Consider the following 22,163-nt stretch of genomic DNA (forward strand, 5'->3'; position numbering starts at 1 on the left):
AATATCTTTGTCATAACGCAACTATAGCAGAATGATTATATCTTAGGAATCGTAGGGACGCGCCATGTCGCGTCCACGAGCAGGATATATACCACATTTTCAGAGCCGGAAGCTTTAGAGTTATGGCAACGAATCGGCTGCCTTTCAAGCAGTAAATTCCCTATCTCTCAATCCTAACCCAATACTTTTCAACTCAAAAACTCATGAACTTTCAAACTCAACCAATAACTCATCAACTCAAAGACTTAAAAACTGAAATCTCAACTCGTCCACTTATCCACTTAAAACCATCTCCCTCCCCTTTTGGGGAGGGCTGGGGTAGGGCTGTTGCAGCGGCTCCCCAGCATCGCTGTCTCGGCTTTTCAGTAATGCTGCATGGACTTGACAGCGATGTTGCCTTGGCCTTGCAGGCAAGTAGTTAACAAGTAAACGAGTTGACAAGTAGACAAGATTACAAGATATGAAGCTAGTTAACGAGTTGACAAGTAGACAAGATTACAAGATATGAAGCTAATGAATGAGTTGACAAGTAGACGAGTTTGAGTTGACAAATAGATAACTCTTTGTACTCATAAAGATAATATGGAGTTTAAAGAATATCATGTTTTTTACCTAAATTTGCCGACATTATGATACTGAATATCGTTTTTATCCTTGCCGGCATCGTACTGGTGCTGTGGGGAGCCGACCGTTTGACCGACGGAGCCGTGGCTTTAGCCGAGAGAATGAATATCCCTCAAATCGTTATCGGACTCACAATTGTGGCCATGGGAACATCCATGCCGGAGTTTTGTGTGAGTCTTGTATCAGCTCTTAAAGGCACACCCGATTTGGCAGTGGGCAATATTGTGGGTAGCAATATCTTCAATTCACTGCTCATTGTGGGCGTAGCTGCGATGGTCACTCCCATGACTATTTTGCACTCTACGGTGAAAATGGATATTCCGTTTGCGCTCGTGGCAGCTGTAGTACTACTGATGATGTGTATGGACGGTAACATTTCACGCATCGATGCCGGTATTTTATTAGCATTACTTGCTATCTTTATGTATGTGACTCTGAAAGAGGCGAAGGGTGAAAACGGCGCTACGAAAGAAGCAAACCGGCACCCCATGAACGTATGGAAAGCCATAGGATTCTTGCTTCTAGGCTTGGTGTGCTTGATAGTTGGCAGCAACATCTTCGTAGACGGAGCCACCAACGTGGCACATACACTAGGTGTAAGCGATGCAGTGATAGGTTTGACGATTGTTGCCGGAGGAACTTCACTGCCCGAACTAGCCACTAGTGTAGTATCGGCACGCAAAGGCCAAAGCGGCATTGCCATTGGTAATGTGTTAGGGAGCAACGTGTTCAATATCTTGGCCATCCTTGGTCTCACCGGCATCATCTCACCGATGATAATTCAAGGCATCACCACAACCGACTTATCGGTCATGGTAGTGGCAATGATTATGCTGTGGTTGTTCTCCTTCACCAAGTATACCATCGCCCGATGGGAAGGAGCTATCCTCACAGCTACGTTCGTCGGCTATCTGAGTTACTTGCTTTATCAAGTGGTATAAAGCAAGTGCTAAGTTACGATTATCGGACTTTTGCTTGCCTACGTCGCTGATAATGATTAACTTTGCAACCGCTTAAATAAGAACCGAGTGCTTGGTAAACCTCGTAAAAAACAAGAAAATGGAAAAGAAACGTAACATGGTGAGTGTGCTGTTTATGCTTTTCAGCATACTCTTTTGTGTTTGTCTAATTGCGGCAAACGTACTCGAAACAAAGCAAATCGCAGTAGGTCCTTTCACATTACCGGGTGGTTATACCACAGGTGCAATTAGTTTGACCGGTGGACTCATTGTCTTCCCCGTCTCATACATTATTAACGACTGCGTATGCGAGGTGTGGGGCTATGGCAAAGCACGCTTGTTGATATGGATAGGATTTGCCATGAACTTCTTCTTTGTGACGCTTGGTGCACTCTGCGATTGGATTCCCGGTGCTCCATATTGGACCAATGATGCCGGCTTCCACGCCGTGTTTGGCTTGGCACCACGCATCGCTGCCGCTTCATTTACCGCTTTCCTGTGCGGTTCGTTCGTCAATGCTTACGTGATGAGTCGCATGAAAATTTCATCAAAAGGAAAGAATTTCTCTGCTCGTGCCATCCTTAGTACGGTGTTCGGAGAGAGTGTTGACTCTATTATCTTCTTTCCCTTGGCACTCTCAGGAATCGTACCAACCGATGAACTACCCGTGTTGATGATTGGACAAGTGATACTCAAGACACTGTACGAAGTCGTTGCATTGCCGTTAACCATCCGTGTGGTACGCGCTGTCAAGCGACATGAAGGCGAAGACGCCTACGATGATGGTATCAACTACAACGTGTTTAAGTTGTTGAATATCTAAAATGAGATGATCAAAATATGGAAAACCAAGCAATCAAACAACAAGATACACGCGAAGAAGAGGGTTTGCAGGCACTAGGTTCTGCAACCCGCTATCGCATGGACTACGCTCCTGAGGTACTCGAAACATTTCAAAACAAGCATCCGGAGAACGATTATTGGGTGAGATTCAATTGCCCTGAATTTACTTCACTGTGCCCAATTACCGGTCAACCCGACTTTGCCGAGATTCGAATATCCTATGTTCCAGCTGAGAAAATGGTGGAAAGTAAGAGTTTGAAGCTCTATCTATTCAGCTTCAGAAACCACGGTGACTTCCATGAAGACTGTGTCAACATCATCATGAAAGACCTCATTAGGCTCATGAGTCCTAAATATATAGAGGTGACGGGAATCTTTACACCGCGTGGTGGCATTAGTATTTATCCCTATGCTAACTACGGTAGACCCGGAACAAAGTATGAACAAATGGCCGAGCAACGCTTTGCTACTCACGAATAAACACTTTTAAGACCACCATACCATGCGACGATTAACACTACTTTTAGCTCTAACAACTGTATTTACAACCCTATGGGGACAACCCATCAGTGAGAAACGCCCGAAAGTAGCCGTCGTATTGTCGGGTGGTGGAGCCAAAGGTATGGCTCATATCGGTGCTCTCAAGGTGATAGAAAGAGCCGGAATTCCAGTCGACATCATTACCGGTACATCTATGGGAAGCATCATCGGTGGTCTATACGCAGTGGGATACAATGCCCATACGCTCGATTCTCTAGTAAGAAAGCAAGACTGGACGTTCGTTCTTTCGGATAAAGCAGACGTGAGCAGCAGTACACTTGCCAACCGAAAGAAACAAAATACCTATCTATTGACACGCGACATGATCTTCTCAAAACGCTCCGGTAGTGTCTCAGGACTTATCCGCGGGAAGAATCTATCGAAACTTTTTGCTCAACTAACGTCTGCTTATCGTGATTCAATAGATTTCAATAAGCTTCCCATTCCTTTTGCATGCGTGGCTACCAACATCGTAGATAACACGGAATACGTTTTCCATCACGGTGTATTGGCAGAGGCTATGCGCACCAGTATGGCTATTCCGGGAGTGTTTTCTCCAATCAGAAAGGGCAATATGGTGCTGGTTGATGGCGGTCTACGCAACAATTATCCGGTGGATATTGCTCGCGAAATGGGTGCCGACTACGTGATAGGAGTAACCGTTCAAGGCTCACCCAAGACCGCAGACGACCTATCTAACGGTGCAGCTGTAATCAGTCAGATAGTAGCTGTGAACTGTAAAAACAAGTACGATGAGAATATTGCCAACACCGATGTGCTCATCAAGGCCAACATCAGCGGCTATTCAGCTGCCAGTTTTACCCACGCAGCCATCGATACATTGATAGCACGAGGTGAAGCAGACGCCTTAAAACACTGGGATGAATTGCTGGCTTTGAAGGCTAAGTTGGGGCTTTCAGCTGATTATCAGCCCACTGCCAAGCCTTTACAACATGCCTCTCCCCTGCCCGAACGAATGAAACTAGGCAGTATTACCTTTGAGGGTGTGGATGCAGCAGACCGTAATTACCTTGAACGACAGTACAGATTAAACCATCGCGACAGTATCTCGATGGGCTATATGGAGAAAGTTGTGAATACAATGCGGATAGACTTGTACTACGACGATGCCTATGTGGACTATCAACAAGCGGGCGATAGCTACAACATACACGTCGTTGCAAATGCCAAGAAAGCTACGAAACTGAATTTAGGAGTACGTTTCGACACCGAAGAAATCGTAGCTTTGCAAGCTAATGCAGGCTTTTTCGTCAAGAGCAAAAACGTTCCTATGACTGCCGATTTCACCATGCGACTCGGCAAAAGAATCATGGGAAGGGGTGATTTCTCGATTCATCCATACGCTTGGGGACGCATGATGCTCTCCTATATCTTCCAACATAACGACATCAATGTGAACGAACGGGGAAACAGAATCTTTAATGTCACCTACAATCAACACTCCGTTTACCTAAATGTATTCGACTTTAATATTCGCAATTTCAACGTTACCATAGGTCCACACTTCGACTATTACTCCATTCACGACATCCTGTCAAACCAAGATATCGTTTCCGATTTCTCGACAGTACACCATCTTCATCTCCTAAGCTACCATGCCCATGTGACTTATAACTCCGAAAACAATTGGTATTTCCCATCTCATGGTGCCAATATGGAGGCCGGATATGGGTATTACACCGATAATTTTGCACACTATAATGGGCATATTGGCTTCAGCGCATTGAATGCTTCATGGCGCTGGGCATTCCCTTTGACCAACCGATTAACCCTACAGCCCATGCTCTACGGACGGTTGTTATTCGGTTCAAACATCCCCGGTGTGAAACGAAATACCATCGGTGGCGACTGGAACTCCCATTACTTTGACCGCCAAATGCCCTTTGCCGGCATGGGATATGTGGAATTTACCGACAACCAATTCATCGGTTTGCAACTCAAACTACAACAACGCATCGCTGACAACAACTATGTGATGCTGAAAATAACAGGGGCACAGCATGCCGAAAAGTTGAGAGGATTGCTCGACCGTGGTCCAATGATGGGTTATCAAGCCTCATATTACTACAACAGCATGCTTGGACCACTCGGCGCAAGCCTTGGTTTCGCGAGCAAAACCAACCAATTCTATTTCCATATCAACCTCGGTTTTGTATTTTAAACCGGCATCTTTCCCTTATCATTTCAAAGAGTCGGCATCTTAATCTCGCACTATATTGCCGACTTTTCAGATAAAAATGGTATCTTTGCAGGACACTGTAAAACCTAAAAACGAGATGGAAGAATACATCGTTTCGGCGCGTAAGTACCGTCCTATGAGCTTCGATTCTGTGGTAGGTCAATCTGCTTTGACCACCACATTGAAGAATGCTGTAAAGAGCGGTAAGCTTGCACACGCCTATTTATTCTGTGGTCCGCGTGGTGTGGGGAAGACTACGTGTGCCCGTATCTTCGCTAAAGCCATCAATTGCGAGCATCCACGCGAGGACGGGGAAGCTTGTAACGAATGCGAGAGTTGCCGTTCGTTCAATGAACAGCGTTCGTATAACATCTTCGAACTGGACGCAGCAAGTAATAACTCGGTCGAGAACATTAAGGCTTTGATGGAACAAACGCGCATTCCCCCGCAAGTTGGACGCTACAAAGTGTTTATTATTGACGAGGTACACATGCTCAGCACGGCAGCTTTCAACGCCTTCTTAAAGACATTGGAAGAGCCCCCTTCGCACGTCATCTTTATCCTTGCGACAACTGAGAAGCACAAGATTCTACCCACAATCTTAAGCCGTTGCCAGATATACGACTTCGAACGGATGAGCGTTTCCAATACCATCAATCACTTGAAGATGGTTGCCGAGAAAGAAGGAATCACCTACGAAGAGCGTGCACTGGAAATTATTGCAGAGAAAGCTGATGGCGGTATGCGTGACGCACTGTCTATCTTCGATCAGGCTGCAAGCTTCTGTATGGGAAACTTGACGTACGACAAGGTGCTCGAAGACTTGAATGTGCTCGACACCGAGAACTATTTCAAGGTGATAGACTTGGCTCTTGAGAACAAAGTGAGCGACATTATGGTGCTGCTCAACAGCGTTATCAGCAAGGGATTCGACGGTGGTAACTTCATCATAGGGTTAGCCAGTCATGTACGTAATGTACTAATGGCCAAGGACAACCAAACCATTCCACTGCTTGAAGCGAGCGAACAACAGCGTAAACATTACCAAGAACAGGCAGCCAAATGCCCTACTCGATTCTTATACAACGCCTTGAAGTTAATGAATCAATGCGATATCAACTACCGACAAAGTAGTAATAAGCGTCTATTGGTGGAACTTACGCTGATTCAAGTGGCTCAACTCACGCAGCCAGCCGACGAAGATGCAGGCGCGGGGCGTAGCCCTCACAGATTAAAATCCCTGTTTAAGAAATTAATTTCTTCCACACCTAAACCGGCATCGCAGGTGGCCGGGGTTGGAACGAATACCGGTGGAGCATGGCGTACAGACAGAGCAAAAGTGGCAGCACAGCTCCATAACGAGCCACAAAAGCCCACAGAAGCTCCCCATGCAGCCACAGAAAGTGCATCTACAGTCCAAAAGCCGCGCCTTAAACTTAACAAGTTGGGCTTCACATTTAAGGAATTGAGAAACGGGCCGGACAAGGTAGCCGAACAAGAAGTCACAATTACCAACAGCGGCGAGAACAATGAGTTCAGTCAAGAAGACTTGGAATTGCAATGGTTGTCTATGTGTAACCGCATGCCACAATCGATGACAGGCATGGCTTCGCGCATGAAGAACATGCGACCACGCATCACCGACTACCCCAACATCGAAGTTATCGTAGACAATCAGATACTCTTGAATCAGATACAAGATATCAAGCCACGTATCAAAGTGACGATAGCCAAGGCGTTGCACAATGGAAATATAGACCTAAGTCTACGTTTGGCCAAAGCCGAAGAGGTGACCAAGATATTGACAAAACGCGAAATCTACGACGAAGTGCGGCGCAAGTATCCGGCGATGGAGAAACTACGAGTGGCACTCGACCTAGAATTGACTTAGCTAATATCGCTGCATACAAAACGCGAACAATCTCATCAAAAGATTGTCCGCGTTTGTTTTATATTCTCACAGTTTAAATAAGAGGCATCCCAACCTGCTTACATTCCTCGCGCATTGACTCAGGCCAAATGCTAGCTTGGATTTCTCCGATGTGCGCTTTGTGCAGCATCACCATGCAAAGACGACTCTGTCCGATACCGCCACCAATGCTCAACGGCAGTTGATCGGTTAATAATTGATGGTGGAAGTAAAGTTTCTCGCGGTCTTCCTTACCCTCTATTTCAAGTTGACGCTTTAAGCTTTCTTTGTCAACACGAATACCCATGGATGACAACTCAAAGCTACGCCCCAGCACCGGATACCATATTAATATGTCACCATTCAGCCCTGGCATACCATTCTCGCCCATAGTAGACCAGTCGTCATAGTCGGGAGCACGCCCATCGTGCTTCTCTCCATTACTCAACTTGGCACCAATACCGATGATAAACACGGCTCCATACTTCTCACAGATAGCATCTTCGCGCTCTTTTGGTGTCTTATCAGGATACATTTGCATCAGTTCCTCGCTATGTACGAAGTGAATATCTTCGGGTAGGAAAGGTTTTAACTGCGAATAAGTCTCACATGCCAAATACTCAGTACGCAAGATGGCCGCATAGATTCGGCGCACCACATTCTTCAAGAATGCCACATTGCGCTGCTCTTGAGTCACGACAGCTTCCCAATCCCACTGGTCTACATAGAGCGAGTGTAAATTATCCAATTCCTCATCGGCGCGAATGGCATTCATATCCGTATAGATACCATAGCCCGGTTCTATTTCGTATTCGGCCAAAGCCAACCGTTTCCATTTGGCTAATGAGTGTACCACCTCTGCTTGAGCATCCCCTAAGTCTTTCACAGGGAATGCCACCGGGCGCTCAACACCGTTCAGGTCGTCATTAATACCAAGCCCTTTGAGCACGAAAAGCGGTGCCGTGACGCGGCGCAGACGCAGTTCCGTGGCTAGGTTCTGTTGGAAAAACTCTTTAATGAGTTTAATACCCTGCTCGGTTTGTCTCATATCGAGCAATGCCTTATACCCCTCCGGTTTGATTAGTTTACCCATATCTTTTTCTTTTATCTACTCTTTTTACGTTGCAAAGATAAGAGTTGTATAGCAAAAACACAAGTATTATCACCACAATTTTCGCAAAAAGACAGAAAAACTTTTCTATTTCTATCTTTTTGTATCAACAAAAACGTATAATTACTGTTTTATGTTAGCCATTTATTCGTTTTTGGTTTACGTTATGATACTATCCATTTTGCCTTTCCGCTTTTTCAGTATTGGGATTTGGGTAATTCATTTTTTTTCTCTACTTTTGCAACGTTATCGCATCTAGGTCCCGTAGCTTAGCTGAATAGAGCGTCAGATTCCGGTTCTGAAGGTCTTGGGTTTGAATCCCAACGGGATCACATATAACCTCAACGAGGAATTCTCCAATATGGAAGATTCCTCGTTGTTGCATTTTCTACTGTTTCCTTTTTATCCATCAACAAATCTATTTGACAATTCAAACCTGTCTACATAGCTTCTCGACAACTTGTTAACTAGCCTACTGCAAAGGCTCGGCAATTTTGCTGTCTCGACTCTGCAGCAATGCTGTTTGGGCTTTGCAGCAATGTTGGGGAGTCATTGCAGCATCCTCCCCCAAACTCTCTTGTAGGGAAAGGGGGATACCTTTCCTATCGTATGAATAGATATATTATCTGAAAGACTAAACTACCAATAAAATAAAAGAGGCGATGCCACAGCACCGCCTCTACAATCTATAACTATTTACCACATCTCTTTCCCTATTAATGGAAAGTTGCTTTACCTATTGAAAATTCTTTGGAGCCATTATCCAATCTCAATCTGACGAGCAATTTTCTGCTCTTCATGCTTAACCTTGGGTAATTCCACAGTCAGCACACCGTCGTTCACGCGAGCCGAAATCTTCTCTTTATCCACGTCATCGGGCAAGATAAGCGTCTGCTCATACTTAGCGTAAGAGAACTCACGACGTAGATAATGCTCCTTTTCTTCTTTGACATTGCGCTTGTTTTCCATCTTGATGGTAAGGTCGCCGTCGGCATTGATATTTACGTCGAAGTCTTTCTTGCGCAAGCCCGGAGCTGCGAGTTCTACTGTATACTGAACATCTGATTCCTTCACATTGATGGCCGGAGCTGTCGCGTTGGCCTTTGGCATATCTACGTTGTTAAAGAAATCATTGAAAACAACTGGTAACCATGAATTTCTGTACATCATAATCTTATCTCCTTTACTTTAATTTATTCTTGTTATTGAATCTATAAAGCAGGGTGCAAGTTATATACCAAATAGCAAAGCAAGACATATTGACAGCGCGCTGTGTCAATATGGCATTATATTTGAATCGTATTTTCCTTTTATATACACCATCAACGATATGTAGGGCTGTCTTATCAGACAGGTTTTATCTCCATTCCATCTTCCCGGAAGTTTCTGCTTCGCTCCAACATCCGGCTATTATAAAGGATTGCCTTACAGGCAAAGAATACGGATAAAACGCATTGCAAATGATAGATTCTGAACTTTTAGCATCGGCATATCATTAAGATAAATAGATTGTTGAGCGCAAAGATAAGTATTATTCTGTAGCCCACAAGCACTTATATCAAATATTCCACCATTCCATTACCATGAAAATTCCAACTTGGTCAAACTTACTATGTATACAGTTCTTCAACTCTCGTTATTTGGAATTCTTATTCTGTTTTAGTATCTTTGCGATGATAATGAATAATAACTATGGATATTGAAAAGACAAAAGAAATAAGAGGGAACGAACCGGGACTCTCCCAAACATTGGGAATGGAGTTTTTTTCTACCCCGGAACCTGATACTGTAATGGCTCGCATGAAAGTAGACGATCGCAACAAGCAACCCTTCGGTTTCCTAAGTGGCGGTGCTTCGTTGGCATTGGCCGAAAATCTGGCCGGTGTAGGCAGCATGGCTCTCTGTCCGGGCAAGATATGTGTGGGTATCAACGTGAGTGGAAATCACGTGAAGGCTGTTGCTTACGGTGGATGCGTAACAGCATTGGCCCGCATCAAAAGCAAAGGACGAACACTACATGTATGGAATATAGACATCACAAATGATGATGGTGACCTCATTTCGACCGTACAGGTAACCAATTATATAATGACGCCACGCAAGCATGAATAGTTTTGCGCTCTACCGACTACCACACTTCCACCATTATATAAAGGTGGTACAACACGGTGGACAACCGTTGGAACTATCATCGGTTGCCGACTTGAATGGGCGAAAAGGTTTTGTATTGGCTCCTTTCTCGCCTACACCGAGTCACCCAATCCTACTCTTACAACCTGACGAAGTTGAGCAAATAGAGTTCCCAATCGGGACTCATAATCCCTACAAGCACTTAGAGAATGCGGAGAACGAAGAGGACAAGAAGCGATATGCAACCATATTTGAACGTTTCCACGAGCAACTAGAGCATGGAAACTTCAGAAAAATAGTACTTGCCCGCTCCTCTGAAATCAACCTACAAAGCAGCCTTCCGGCTGAAGAACTATTTATCCAAGCATGCCAACGCTATCCTCATATGATGGTGGTATTGGTATATACACCTAAAAGTGGTATGTGGTTGATGGCTACACCGGAAATTTTGCTCAAGGGAGACGGACTTGAATGGCACACCATGGCACTGGCCGGAACCATGCAACTAGACGCTTCGCAAATGGATTTCGACAATCCGCCTCATCCCGGAGAGGCTGAACAGATACGCTGGAGCCAAAAGAATATACAGGAACAACGCTATGTGGCACGCTATATAGAAGATTGTCTGCGAAAATACGGAGCCGAATTCAACGAGGAAGGTCCATATACTACGCGTGCAGCCAATCTTGTGCATCTGCGCAGCAACTTCCACTTTAGATTACCACAAACAAAGAAACTGGGAGAATTGTTGGACAGCCTGCACCCCACACCGGCCGTATGTGGCATTCCGAAAGATATATGCAGGCAATTCATCATTGACCACGAGGCGCATCCACGTGGCTATTATAGCGGTTTCGTAGGCCCGATAGACACGCAGGGAGAAACCCATTTATACGTATCGTTGCGCTGTATGCAGATACAAAACAATCAATATCGCCTCTATGCCGGGGGCGGTTTGTTGGCCGACAGCATTTGCGAACAGGAATGGAAAGAGACGGAAGCAAAGATGGACACAATGAAAGGATTACTATATGACAACACAACAGAATAGAATTACCGACCTTTTCGGTATTCAATATCCCATCATCCAAGGTGGGATGGTATGGTGTAGTGGTTGGCGACTAGCCTCAGCCGTGAGCAATGCCGGCGGATTGGGGCTGCTGGGAGCCGGTTCCATGCACCCCGACAAGTTGTTAGAACACATCCATAAGATGCAAGACGCCACCGAAAGGCCATGGGGAATCAATGTACCACTGATGTATCCGCAGATAGAAGAACTCATGGATATCATCATTCATGAGGGAGTTAAGATTGTGTTTACATCGGCCGGAAGCCCTAAGAAATACACTTCAAGACTACACGAAGCAGGCATCAAGGTGGCTCATGTAGTCTCTAGTAGCAAGTTTGCACGCAAATGTGAAGAAGCAGGAGTAGACGCTGTGGTGGCCGAGGGATTTGAAGCTGGCGGACATAATGGTCGTGAGGAATCGACCACCATAACACTATTACCTCTAGTACGACGTGCTACGACGTTGCCACTGATAGCTGCTGGAGGTATCGGAAGCGGACAAGCCATGCTCGCAGCCCGTGCTTTGGGTGCAGAAGGTGTACAGATTGGAACGCTCTTCGCCGTATCGAAAGAGAGTTCTGCGGCCGATAGTTTCAAACGCAAGTGCCTTTTATTAGAAGAAGGCGACACCATGTTGGCCTTGAAAAAACTATCTCCTACCCGATTGGTTCGCAACGATTTGTATGCACGTATTGTCGAAGCAGAAGACCGTGGAGCCTCAGCTGAGGAATTACACGAACTCTTAGGCAAAGCAGCATCGAAACGTGGAATCTTCGAAGGCGACATAGAGAACGGAGAATTGGAGATTGGACAGATTGTAACATCGATTCAAAAGATAGATTCTGTGACCGACATCATGAGTCGACTCATTCGGGAATACGATGTTGCACGTCAACAAATCATAGATAATGTATAGCAACAAAGAAAACATCAACATACTCACGGCTCTGTTAATAGAGCACGGTGTGAGACATGCCGTGGTTTGTCCGGGTAGTAGGAATGCCCCCATCGTACACAATCTCGACGTCTGTCCACAGATAGAGTGCTTCCCCGTGACCGACGAAAGGTCGGCTGGATTCTATGCTTTGGGCATTGCCCAATATACAAACCAGCCAACTGTGGTATGTGTAACATCGGGTACAGCACTCTTAAACGTATTACCGGCTGTGGCAGAAGCCTACTATCAGCATGTTCCTATCATCATAATATCGGCCGACAGACCCTTAGCTTGGATTGACCAACAAGACGGTCAAACCCTCCCACAAGCCGATGCGTTGGGAAAATTCGTCAAGAAGGCAGTGTCACTTCCCGAACCTCACGACGCAGCAGAGCATTGGTTATGTAATCGATTGGTCAATGAGGTATTGATAACATGCAAGAAAGGCGATGGCACACCGGTACATATCAACGTACCGATTAGCGAACCGCTATTCGATTTCAGTACCGAAAGCCTACCTACAGAGCGGGTATTCCGGCTAGACGAAGGTACAGAAGCCATGGAATGTTACCAAAGTTTGGAAAGGGAATTCCTAAATTCGCAACGCCCCATGATTGTTATTGGGCAAATGGATCGCTTCAATGCCTTTTATCTCGAAGACTGTTTGAATCGTTTACGCGACCATATCACGGTGATATATGAAAGTCTTTCCTTTGCTCCGGCCTTACATATAGATAAGGTATTGGGCATTGTGGAACAGGAAGAAGATTATAGCCCCGATGCCATCTTGTACGTTGAAGGAACACTGGTGAGCAAAAAATTGAAGCAATTCTTGCGCCGTGCCACCACGGCCAAGACTTGGACAGTGAGTCGAAGTGGAGACATTTATGACACATTCCAAAACTTATACCGCGTCATAGAGGGTCGGACGGGATATATACTAGACAATATAGCCGCAGCCATCGAACGCAAACAAAAGTTCGAAGATGGCCTTCCAAATCATGAATTCCATACCAAATGGCAGAAAGTATTTGCAAAGGTGGCAAACGAAACAAAACTTTTAAATCCAAAATATTCGCAGGTAGCCGTGGTCAAGGAATTCTGTAAGCAATTGTCTGGGGCCGACTCGTACCATCTGCACGCCGCCAATAGTATGTCGGTAAGGTTGGTCGATATGTTTACAGAGACATATGTGAGTTGCAATCGGGGCGTCAACGGTATCGAGGGAAGTCTCTCCACTGCTGCCGGATTCTCATTAATAGCCACTCTCCCCACCTATTGCGTGATTGGAGATCTAAGCTTCTTCTATGATTCCAACGCTCTTTGGAATCAAAATCTGCACGGAAATTTCCGAATACTATTACTGAATAACGGGTGCGGAGGAATCTTTAATAAGTTCTCCGGACTACAAAACAGCCCTGCCAAAAAGCCACTGGTAATGGCTTCCCATCGCACTTCAGCCAAAGGATTGTGCCAAAGTTACGGTATCGAATATCGTGCTATTCATAACCTAGAGGAACTGAATGGCACGGCTATGCAGGAGTGGATGACCTCTGACTTTGACCGTCCGTCGCTCTTAGAAGTATTCACCGATGCCGAGACAGATACTCATGAATTTGCCAAATACGTTTAACTCATTTGATTAATAACACTATGTTTAAGAATCTATCCATCCAAACTATCAAGGAAAATCTGCTGGCTGGATGCCAACGGTTTCCCATTGTAATCCTCTTTGCCGTCTTATCGGCCATGGGATGTTGCTATCTGAACCATCTAGACGGCACCTTTACAGCTCAATCTACCACTCTCTTTGTCTACTATCCCATCACAGCCATGCTCTTGGCCTTGGTATTAAGGCTATGGAGCGAGGAAGTAAAAAACCGTGAACTGAACATAGCCATACAGGTAATGCTGCATATCGGGTGGTTCGGACTGGTCTTTTGGCTCTCCAACTGCATGCCGGGCGATATGATAGAAGCTACAACTATGATAGCTTTAGTACTTGTACTGGTAGTCATGATATTCATTGTATCGTTCTTGAAACGGAAAAACGAACTCGGATTATGGAACTTTACATATCGCTTATTGATAGGACTTATCATCTCAGGACTTGCTGCTACCGTGCTTATGGCAGGTATTCAACTTCTGATAGAGGCTTTCGTACAACTCTTCGGATTCGATATAGGTTGGCTATATAGAGTAGATATTATCTTTACATGTTACACTTTCATACTGCCACTTATCTTTTTACAATTCATTCCCGAACAAGATAAGAAGCACAATGAGTCGTCTACAGGTCTCTCTTCGGTATTATTAGGCATCGTACATTACGCACTCGTGCCTCTACTTCTTGCCTATTTCCTTACACTTTACGGTTATACCATCAAGATTTTAGTAGCTTGGCAATTACCAAATGGTTGGGTTTCATGGTTGGTAACAGCAATGATGCTGGGTACAATGGCTATTATGGCATTGCTATATCCTTCACAATTCCAAGAAGGAAAGAAGTTTGATAAGTCTCTTTTACGCTGGTTGCCGGTAGCAGCACTTCCCCTTTTGATGCTAATGTCCATCGGTATCGGCCGTCGACTCAGCGATTATGGCATTACGGTGGCACGCCTTTATATACTCACATTCAACATTTGGTGCTATGCGGTGTGCCTTTATCTCATTCTAAACAGGAGTCGTCGTATGCTTCTTATACCTGTTTCGTTTGTCATAATAGCCTTGCTAAGTTCGGTAGGCCCGCAGAGTTATGCCAATATCACGCTACATTCCATGAAGAATCAAGTGAAACAAATACTTACCAAAGCACCCAACGTGAAGTTACCCATCACTAAAAAAGCACTTGGTAAGTTTATAAAGACCTTGCCTAAAGAGGAAAAACAAGTATTGATAGATAAAGGTAGCTATCTGACAGAGAACTACCGAGCAGAACAACAAGAAGAATTGTGGAATAAAAATAGTATCCCTTATTTCTTCTGGTACGACTTTACAGAGGGAGATAACGTCGCCAATATCAATAGCTACAACGTAGATACCCTTATAGAGAAACCAACAATCCTTCCCAACGGTTACAAATCGTTTGTCTATATAACGAACGGAAACTGCACTATCAAGAAGACAGAGGGCGACAATATCATCACCACAGTAAAGGCTAACGACAAGAAATACGACCTTACCTTCTCTAAAAAAGAGTTGGAAGCGGCTGCCGAGAACCAAAAGAACGCCCAAATCCATGCTACAGGAGATAACATGTTGCTGCTCGTTAACTACCTTTACTTCAATATCAAAGACGAAGTGACAGACATATCAAGCATCCAAGGAATACTATTTATCAAATAACAAACAATGAAAACAAGAGAATGGAAAAAGATAGAAGGGTTTGATTTCAAGGAAATCCTCTTCGAAATGTACAATCATATTGCCAAAATCACCATCAACCGAGAACGTTATCGCAATGCCTTCACGCCTCTAACAACGTGGGAAATGAGTCAGGCATTCAGCTATTGTCGGGAGAGTAGCGAAGTCAGAGTGGTCATCTTGACCGGCGCAGGAGACAAAGCGTTCTGCTCAGGTGGCGACATGCACGTGAAAGGACGCGGTGGTTACGTGGGAAACGATGGTGTTCCACGCCTCAATGTACTCGATGTACAAATGCAAATTCGTCGTTTACCGAAGCCTGTCATAGCCATGGTGAACGGCTATGCCATTGGTGGCGGACACGTTTTACACGTGATGTGTGACCTCACCATTGCCAGCGAGAATGCCATTTTCGGCCAAACTGGTCCTAAAGTAGGCTCGTTTGATGCCGGTTTCGGAGCTTCTTACTTAGCCAGAATGGTTGGTCAGAAGAAAGCAAGAGAGATTTGGTTCCTCTGTAAACAGTACACCGCCGAGGAAGCAGAGCGTATGGGCATGGTGAACAAAGTGGTTCCTTTCGACCGCCTGGAGGACGAATGTGTGGAGTGGGCAGAATTGATGATGGAGCGTAGTCCGCTTGCCTTGCGCATGATTAAGGCCGGACTGAACGCCGAACTTGATGGTCAAGCGGGCATACAAGAACTTGCCGGCGACGCCACCATGCTCTATTATACGATGGATGAAGCTCAAGAAGGTGGCAAAGCCTTCCTAGAGAAGCGCAAACCCAACTTCGAACAATACCCGATTTTACCTTAAAAGCCCCACTTTAGCCCTCCCCAAAAGGGGGAGGGAAAACCACTTTATCATATGCAACTTACCATTACGCACAAACAACTACACTTCAAACAGCCAGCAGGAACATCAAGGGGAGTATACACTACCCACGATATTTGGCTGCTCAATGTTACCCATTACGGTGTGACGGGTATCGGAGAGTGTGCTCCACTGCCCGATTTAAGTTGCGATGCCAGCCCCGAATACGAGAAAACATTGCGCGAAGTATGCCGCTTAGTAGAAACTACGGGCAGCATACCTTTTGATATGTTGCGCCCTTATCCATCTATCCTCTTCGGTTTAGAGACTGCTTTCGCCCAAATAGCAGCCGGTGGAAGCCTCAATTTCTTCAACACGCCATTTGGCAAAGGAGAAGAAGGCATCACCATCAATGGACTGGTGTGGATGGGAACTTTCGATGAAATGTACCACCGTATTGAACAAAAGCTGGAGCAAGGTTTCCACTGTGTGAAGCTCAAAATCGGTGCGATAGACTTCGAACAAGAGTTGGCACTCATCCAACATATCCGCCGCCACTTCTCTAAAGAACAAATAGAACTACGCGTAGACGCCAACGGTGGATTCACACGCGATAATGCTATGCAGCGATTAGAACAATTATCACGCTTCGACATCCACTCCATCGAACAGCCCATTCGGCCACATCAATGGGCAGAAATGGCTAAACTTTGCCGCAATACGCCCTTACCCATCGCACTGGATGAAGAACTTATCGGCGTGAATATACCTGAAATGAAAGCCGAACTGCTCGATACCATCCGGCCACAATACATTATTCTGAAGCCGACGCTACACGGTGGCATGCGCGGAACGGAAGAATGGATTCAACTGGCACGCCAACGAGCCATCGGTTCGTGGATGACAAGTGCATTAGAAAGCAATATAGGACTAAACAGCGTAGCCCAACTAGCTGCCAAAATATACGGTTCCAACATCACCATGCCACAAGGATTGGGTACAGGACAGCTTTTTACTAATAACATCGACATGCCAATAGAGATAAGAGGAGAACAACTATGGTGCTTGAAGAATTCTTAGCCGAATGGCATAACGACAATGATAAGGTACTCGTACATACCAGTGGGTCGACCGGCAAACCCAAACCCATGTGGGTAGAAAAGCAGCGTATGCTCAACAGTGCACGCATTACGTGCGATTTCCTAGGTTTAAAAGCTGGCGACACTGCTCTCCTCTGCATGCCATTAGACTACATCGCCGGCAAAATGGTAGTCGTACGTAGCCTCGAACGCCATTTAAAACTCATCACTGTCGAGCCATCTGGCCATCCTCTCAAAAGCCTTAAAACGCCTCCAACCTTTGCCGCGATGGTACCCATGCAAGTGTACAACAGCCTGCAAGTGACCGAAGAAGCCGAATGTCTACGCGGTATACGGCAATTAATCATAGGCGGTGGAGCCATCGACGATGGGCTTGCCAACGCGCTCAAAAACTTTCCCAACCACGTATGGAGTACTTATGGTATGACCGAAACTCTCTCGCATATCGCTTTACGACGCCTCAATAATCCACAAGCCAGCACGTGGTACGAAGCTTTCGACACTGTCACCGTATCGCTCAACAGCGATGGTTGTCTCGTCATAGACGCTCCGCAGGTTTGCAACAAACCACTCGTCACCAACGACTTGGCCGAACTTTCACCCGACGGACAACGGTTCCGCATCCTTGGACGACGAGATAACGTGATTGATACAGGCGGTATCAAAGTACAAATAGAAGAAGTTGAATCCGCACTGAAGCCCCATCTCAACGTTCCATTCGTCATTACGAAACGGCCGGACGAGAAGTTTGGCGAGATTATCGTACTACTGACAGAGTCTAAAGACATGCAGCAAGTGGCTCGAATATGCCAGCAAGCGCTGCCAAAATACTGGCAACCCAAGGTTGTCAAGACCATAGAGCATGTTCCAACAACCGAAACCGGCAAGCCGGCACGTAAAGAAGCCGAGTTATTAGCAAGCATCTAATAACTCGGCTTTTTTGTGTTTATACAGCAACAAAATTATCGTTCGTCGCCCTGACCATGCAACTTTCCACGCAGTTGTCGCGACATAACTTTCTCCAAGTTCATACGTGCTATCTCTTCGAGCGAAATATCAATATCTCTACTCAAAGCCGCGAGATACCACAACACATCTCCCATCTCCTTAGCCACAGCCTTCCTTTCAGCCTCGTCGAACACTCCGTCGTTGTCACGGATACACTTTTTGATTTTATCTGCTACCTCTCCTGTCTCTCCCGACAATCCTAATGCCGGATACACGATGCCCATATCTTCGGGATAAATGGCCGTCTTGAGCGCAGCCTCTTGGTAGTCGTTCAGTTCCATTATCTATTCCTCTTACTACTTATCTTTCTTTTCCACAACATTCACCACTACTACGCCCTTGCTACCATCCTTGTTTTCCAAATAATACTTATATTGCTTGTTCTTGTAAGGATAGTTAATATAGACATACAGCAAGTCGTAATCGCACAAAACATTCTCGTTTGAAGGAGAAATCACATGGTCGTGTACATAGGGAATCGTACTCTTTACAAGTTTCCAACCACCGGCTTTGCCATATTTAATAGGGAAATAAAGACTTGATGGATTGGTAGACGTAACTTCCAAACTATCTGTTGTCATGTCGTAACCTTCTTCCACAGCCACTTGCAACGAGCGTGTGACGCCCCTACCATCGGCCACTGTGAAATAAGAACTACCAGTCCGTTTGCTCTTGACAATCAACACATTGTTCTTATCAAATGATACTTCAGCAACGCCCTTATTCCCGTTTCCCGATAATACCTTCATGTCGCCAAGACCGTATTTAAAATCCGGATAGCGAAAAGTACATCCATACCAAACTGCATAGAGGTAGCTCTGCACCTTTAAGTCGGCATGCGCTGAGTGGATATGGAAAGAAATCTCTTGTCCGGCTTCATCCGTCACCTGCACACCGGTATATTCCGACAACAACCCAATGGTGACATGTTGTCCATTAACTTTCACTCTTGGAGTAACATAACTATTACCCCCATTCACCTTTACCTTAAACATGCCCTTACTTTTGAGCACATCAAACTGATAAACGGTATCATTAGTCATCACCTCAGCAGTCGGAAGCAGCTCACGTTCAGATATTGAGAGTTGCAATTGGTCGGCAGGCGGGTCGTCAATCGTATCACGACAAGCCGACAAAGTGGTTAACATACCGACACATAAGCAGGCTAATAGCCACGTTGCGAGATTCTTTTTCATGATTCAATATTAGTCATTAATTACGTTCTCTATAATATTACAAAGGTAGAAAAAGTGATATAAAGAATCCTGACAACGCTTCTAGCTTTAACAAAAAAAAACACTTTTACACTTTGATAAGTATTACCAAATCCGACAATTCCCCCATCTCTCAATCCTAATCCAATACTTTTCAACTCACGAACTCATGAACTTCCAAACTCACTCCCCCATTCATAAACTCAAAAACTTATAAACTTCATTTACTGCAAGGGCTTTCCAGCGATATTGCCAAGCACGGACAGCAATGCTGCGGAGCCGAAACAGCAATCTTGCCTAGGCCTTGCAGCAAGTGAAGAGTGAGAAGTTAAAAACGAGATATGAGAAGTTTTAAGGAGAAGTTGACAAGTAAACGAGTTGATAGGTAAACAAGACGATGTTTACTAATTGGCAAATAGACGAGTTAACGAGTTTGGAATGACTCGTTTACTAGTACGAGTCGACAAGTTGCGAGCAACGATGTAAAAAAGCAGGAAAAGCCCCGAAGTTTCAGAATTATTTATTACTTTTGCAGTGTTAGATTAAGAATATATTCTAGTAAGATATAGTATGAACGTATTGGAATTAAGCGAGCAGGAGATTATCCGCCGCCAAAGTCTTCAGGAACTGCGCGATATGGGTATCGATCCATATCCTGCTGCCGAGTATCCCACAAACGCTTTTAGCACCGACATCATCAGAGATTTCCAAGAAGGAGAAGAGAAAGAAGTCGTGATAGCAGGTCGTATGATGACTCGCCGTGTAATGGGAAAGGCTAGTTTTGCCGAACTTCAAGACTCAAAAGGAAGAATACAGGTTTACATTACTCGCGACGACATCTGTCCGGACGAGAATAAAGATTTATATAACAAAGTCTTCAAACGTCTTTTAGACATCGGTGACATCATCGGTATCAAGGGTTTTGTGTTCAAAACTCAGACGGGTGAGGTGTCTGTACACGCCAAAGAACTAGTGTTGTTGAGCAAGAGTTTGAAGCCACTGCCTATCGTTAAGTACAAAGACGGTGAAGCTTTCGACAAGTTCGACGACCCCGAATTGCGTTTCCGTCAGCGCTATGTAGACCTCGTTGTCAACGAGGGTGTGAAGGATGTGTTCCTACAACGTGCTACCGTATTGCGTACTCTGCGCAACACACTCGACGAAGCCGGCTATACAGAAGTTGAGACTCCGATCTTACAGTCGATTGCCGGAGGTGCTTCGGCTCGTCCATTCATCACCCACTTCAATGCACTCAACGTAGATATGTACATGCGTATCGCCACCGAGTTGTATTTGAAACGTCTCATTGTGGGCGGTTTCGAGGGCGTATACGAAATCGGTAAGAACTTCCGCAATGAGGGTATGGACCGCAACCATAATCCTGAATTCACTTGTATGGAACTTTACGTGCAGTACAAGGACTACAATTGGATGATGAGTTTCACCGAGCAATTGCTAGAAAAGATTTGCATAGCTGTGAACGGCAAGCCCGAACGCGAAATCGACGGCAAGACGATTAGCTTCAAGGCTCCCTATCGTCGTCTGCCCATCCTTGATGCCATCAAAGAGAAGACAGGCTATGATCTCAACGGAATGAGCGAAGACGAGATTCGCGAAGTATGCAAGAAGCTCAATATGGAAATCGACGATACCATGGGTAAGGGTAAACTTATCGACGAGATTTTCGGCGAGTTCTGCGAAGGAACATTCATCCAGCCCACCTTCATCACCGACTATCCTGTAGAGATGTCGCCTCTGACGAAGATGCACCGTTCTAAACCGGGACTCACAGAGCGTTTCGAGTTGATGGTGAATGGTAAGGAGTTGGCCAATGCCTACTCTGAGTTGAACGACCCACTCGACCAAGAAGACCGCTTCAAAGCCCAAATGGCACTGGCCGACAAGGGCGACGACGAGGCCATGATTATCGACCAAGACTTCCTACGTGCACTACAATATGGTATGCCACCAACCTCTGGTATCGGCATAGGTATTGACCGACTGGTCATGTTAATGACCGGTCAGACCAACATCCAAGAAGTGTTGTTCTTCCCACAGATGAAGCCTGAAAAGAAGATACCACAAAGTTCGGTTGCCGAATGGGGCGCACTTGGTGTACCCGAAGAGTGGGTTGCCGTATTCCGTAAAGCTGGTTACAACTTGGTATCCGACATCAAAGAGGTGAAAGCACAGAAACTCCAAATGGACGTTTGCGGTGTCAATAAGAAGTATAAACTAGGCTATGAGAATCCAAAGGTGGACGAGTTCCAACAGTGGATTGATAAAGCCAATTTGTAATTGATAGTTGATAATTGAAAATGAATAATTATGATAAGCAAATCA

18 protein-coding genes and 1 tRNA gene are annotated in these 22,163 nt (G+C 45.3%); 15 read left to right on the forward strand and 4 right to left on the reverse strand.

Translation table 11 applies throughout. The annotated features are described in order from the left end of the window. Positions 1-629 precede the first annotated feature (629 nt). From AC1EK4_RS00140 to AC1EK4_RS00160, 5 genes are all read left to right on the forward strand, one after another. A complete protein-coding gene (locus tag AC1EK4_RS00140; protein WP_062435633.1) occupies positions 630-1,565 on the forward strand; it encodes a calcium/sodium antiporter in 936 nt (311 codons plus the stop codon). Between the two features lie 118 nt (positions 1,566-1,683). Next, complete coding sequence (locus AC1EK4_RS00145) at positions 1,684-2,406, forward strand: queuosine precursor transporter (protein WP_036897051.1); 723 nt, start codon at positions 1,684-1,686, stop codon at positions 2,404-2,406. 17 nt (positions 2,407-2,423) lie between these two features. Beyond that, a complete protein-coding gene (gene queF / locus AC1EK4_RS00150) occupies positions 2,424-2,906 on the forward strand; it encodes a preQ(1) synthase (RefSeq protein WP_036896988.1) in 483 nt (160 codons plus the stop codon). Positions 2,907-2,928: 22 nt separating this feature from the next. Beyond that, positions 2,929-5,148 (forward strand): patatin-like phospholipase family protein, encoded by a 2,220-nt coding sequence (locus tag AC1EK4_RS00155; RefSeq protein WP_062435631.1) that lies wholly within the window; start codon positions 2,929-2,931, stop codon positions 5,146-5,148. 115 nt (positions 5,149-5,263) lie between these two features. Beyond that, positions 5,264-7,057, forward strand: a complete 1,794-nt coding sequence (locus AC1EK4_RS00160) for a DNA polymerase III subunit gamma/tau (protein ID WP_036896984.1) — start codon at positions 5,264-5,266, stop codon at positions 7,055-7,057. Positions 7,058-7,130: 73 nt separating this feature from the next. Here AC1EK4_RS00160 and asnA read toward each other — a convergent pair whose 3' ends face one another. Continuing rightward, complete coding sequence (gene asnA, locus AC1EK4_RS00165) at positions 7,131-8,168, reverse strand: aspartate--ammonia ligase (RefSeq protein WP_062435629.1); 1,038 nt, start codon at positions 8,166-8,168, stop codon at positions 7,131-7,133. A 276-nt stretch (positions 8,169-8,444) separates the two neighbouring features. Here asnA and AC1EK4_RS00170 point away from each other — a divergent pair. Beyond that, positions 8,445-8,518: transfer RNA gene (locus AC1EK4_RS00170), tRNA-Arg, on the forward strand. 427 nt (positions 8,519-8,945) lie between these two features. Here the strand turns inward: AC1EK4_RS00170 and AC1EK4_RS00175 are convergent. Continuing rightward, positions 8,946-9,353, reverse strand: a complete 408-nt coding sequence (locus tag AC1EK4_RS00175; protein WP_480356699.1) for an Hsp20/alpha crystallin family protein — start codon at positions 9,351-9,353, stop codon at positions 8,946-8,948. A 525-nt stretch (positions 9,354-9,878) separates the two neighbouring features. On the opposite strand from AC1EK4_RS00175, the gene AC1EK4_RS00180 reads away from it, so the two are divergent. From AC1EK4_RS00180 to AC1EK4_RS00215, 8 genes are read left to right on the forward strand one after another with little or no spacing between them, the layout of a single operon-like run. Further along, positions 9,879-10,298: a PaaI family thioesterase gene (locus AC1EK4_RS00180; RefSeq protein WP_036896975.1), complete on the forward strand. Its 420-nt coding sequence runs from the start codon at positions 9,879-9,881 to the stop codon at positions 10,296-10,298. Beyond that, on the forward strand, positions 10,291-11,367 hold the full coding sequence (locus AC1EK4_RS00185; RefSeq protein ID WP_062435626.1) for an isochorismate synthase: 1,077 nt from the start codon (positions 10,291-10,293) through the stop codon (positions 11,365-11,367). Before AC1EK4_RS00180 ends, AC1EK4_RS00185 begins: the two co-directional genes overlap by 8 nt. Further along, on the forward strand, positions 11,348-12,301 hold the full coding sequence (locus tag AC1EK4_RS00190) for an NAD(P)H-dependent flavin oxidoreductase (RefSeq protein ID WP_036896971.1): 954 nt from the start codon (positions 11,348-11,350) through the stop codon (positions 12,299-12,301). The genes AC1EK4_RS00185 and AC1EK4_RS00190 overlap by 20 nt, the downstream gene beginning before the upstream one ends. After that, complete coding sequence (menD, locus tag AC1EK4_RS00195; RefSeq protein ID WP_062435623.1) at positions 12,294-13,955, forward strand: 2-succinyl-5-enolpyruvyl-6-hydroxy-3-cyclohexene-1-carboxylic-acid synthase; 1,662 nt, start codon at positions 12,294-12,296, stop codon at positions 13,953-13,955. The genes AC1EK4_RS00190 and menD overlap by 8 nt, the downstream gene beginning before the upstream one ends. 20 nt (positions 13,956-13,975) lie before the next feature. Further along, the gene (locus AC1EK4_RS00200) at positions 13,976-15,667 is read left to right on the forward strand and encodes a DUF4153 domain-containing protein (RefSeq protein WP_480356551.1); all 1,692 of its coding nucleotides are present in this window, start codon (positions 13,976-13,978) and stop codon (positions 15,665-15,667) included. A gap of 6 nt (positions 15,668-15,673) precedes the next feature. Further along, entirely contained in the window at positions 15,674-16,501 is an 828-nt protein-coding gene (menB, locus tag AC1EK4_RS00205; RefSeq protein ID WP_062435619.1) for a 1,4-dihydroxy-2-naphthoyl-CoA synthase, read from the forward strand. 51 nt (positions 16,502-16,552) lie between these two features. Further along, complete coding sequence (gene menC / locus AC1EK4_RS00210) at positions 16,553-17,578, forward strand: o-succinylbenzoate synthase (protein ID WP_480356552.1); 1,026 nt, start codon at positions 16,553-16,555, stop codon at positions 17,576-17,578. Beyond that, positions 17,557-18,525 (forward strand): AMP-binding protein, encoded by a 969-nt coding sequence (locus tag AC1EK4_RS00215; protein WP_036896960.1) that lies wholly within the window; start codon positions 17,557-17,559, stop codon positions 18,523-18,525. The genes menC and AC1EK4_RS00215 overlap by 22 nt, the downstream gene beginning before the upstream one ends. Positions 18,526-18,560: 35 nt before the next feature. Here AC1EK4_RS00215 and AC1EK4_RS00220 read toward each other — a convergent pair whose 3' ends face one another. Both AC1EK4_RS00220 and AC1EK4_RS00225 read right to left on the reverse strand, forming a co-directional pair. Continuing rightward, entirely contained in the window at positions 18,561-18,887 is a 327-nt protein-coding gene (locus AC1EK4_RS00220) for a nucleoside triphosphate pyrophosphohydrolase family protein (RefSeq protein WP_036896957.1), read from the reverse strand. A 15-nt stretch (positions 18,888-18,902) separates the two neighbouring features. Next, positions 18,903-19,802, reverse strand: a complete 900-nt coding sequence (locus tag AC1EK4_RS00225; protein ID WP_156958360.1) for a hypothetical protein — start codon at positions 19,800-19,802, stop codon at positions 18,903-18,905. A 588-nt stretch (positions 19,803-20,390) separates the two neighbouring features. Here AC1EK4_RS00225 and lysS point away from each other — a divergent pair. Further along, complete coding sequence (gene lysS / locus AC1EK4_RS00230) at positions 20,391-22,118, forward strand: lysine--tRNA ligase (RefSeq protein ID WP_480356555.1); 1,728 nt, start codon at positions 20,391-20,393, stop codon at positions 22,116-22,118. Positions 22,119-22,163 lie beyond the last annotated feature (45 nt).

The organism is Prevotella sp. C0026C3 (assembly GCF_056590795.1).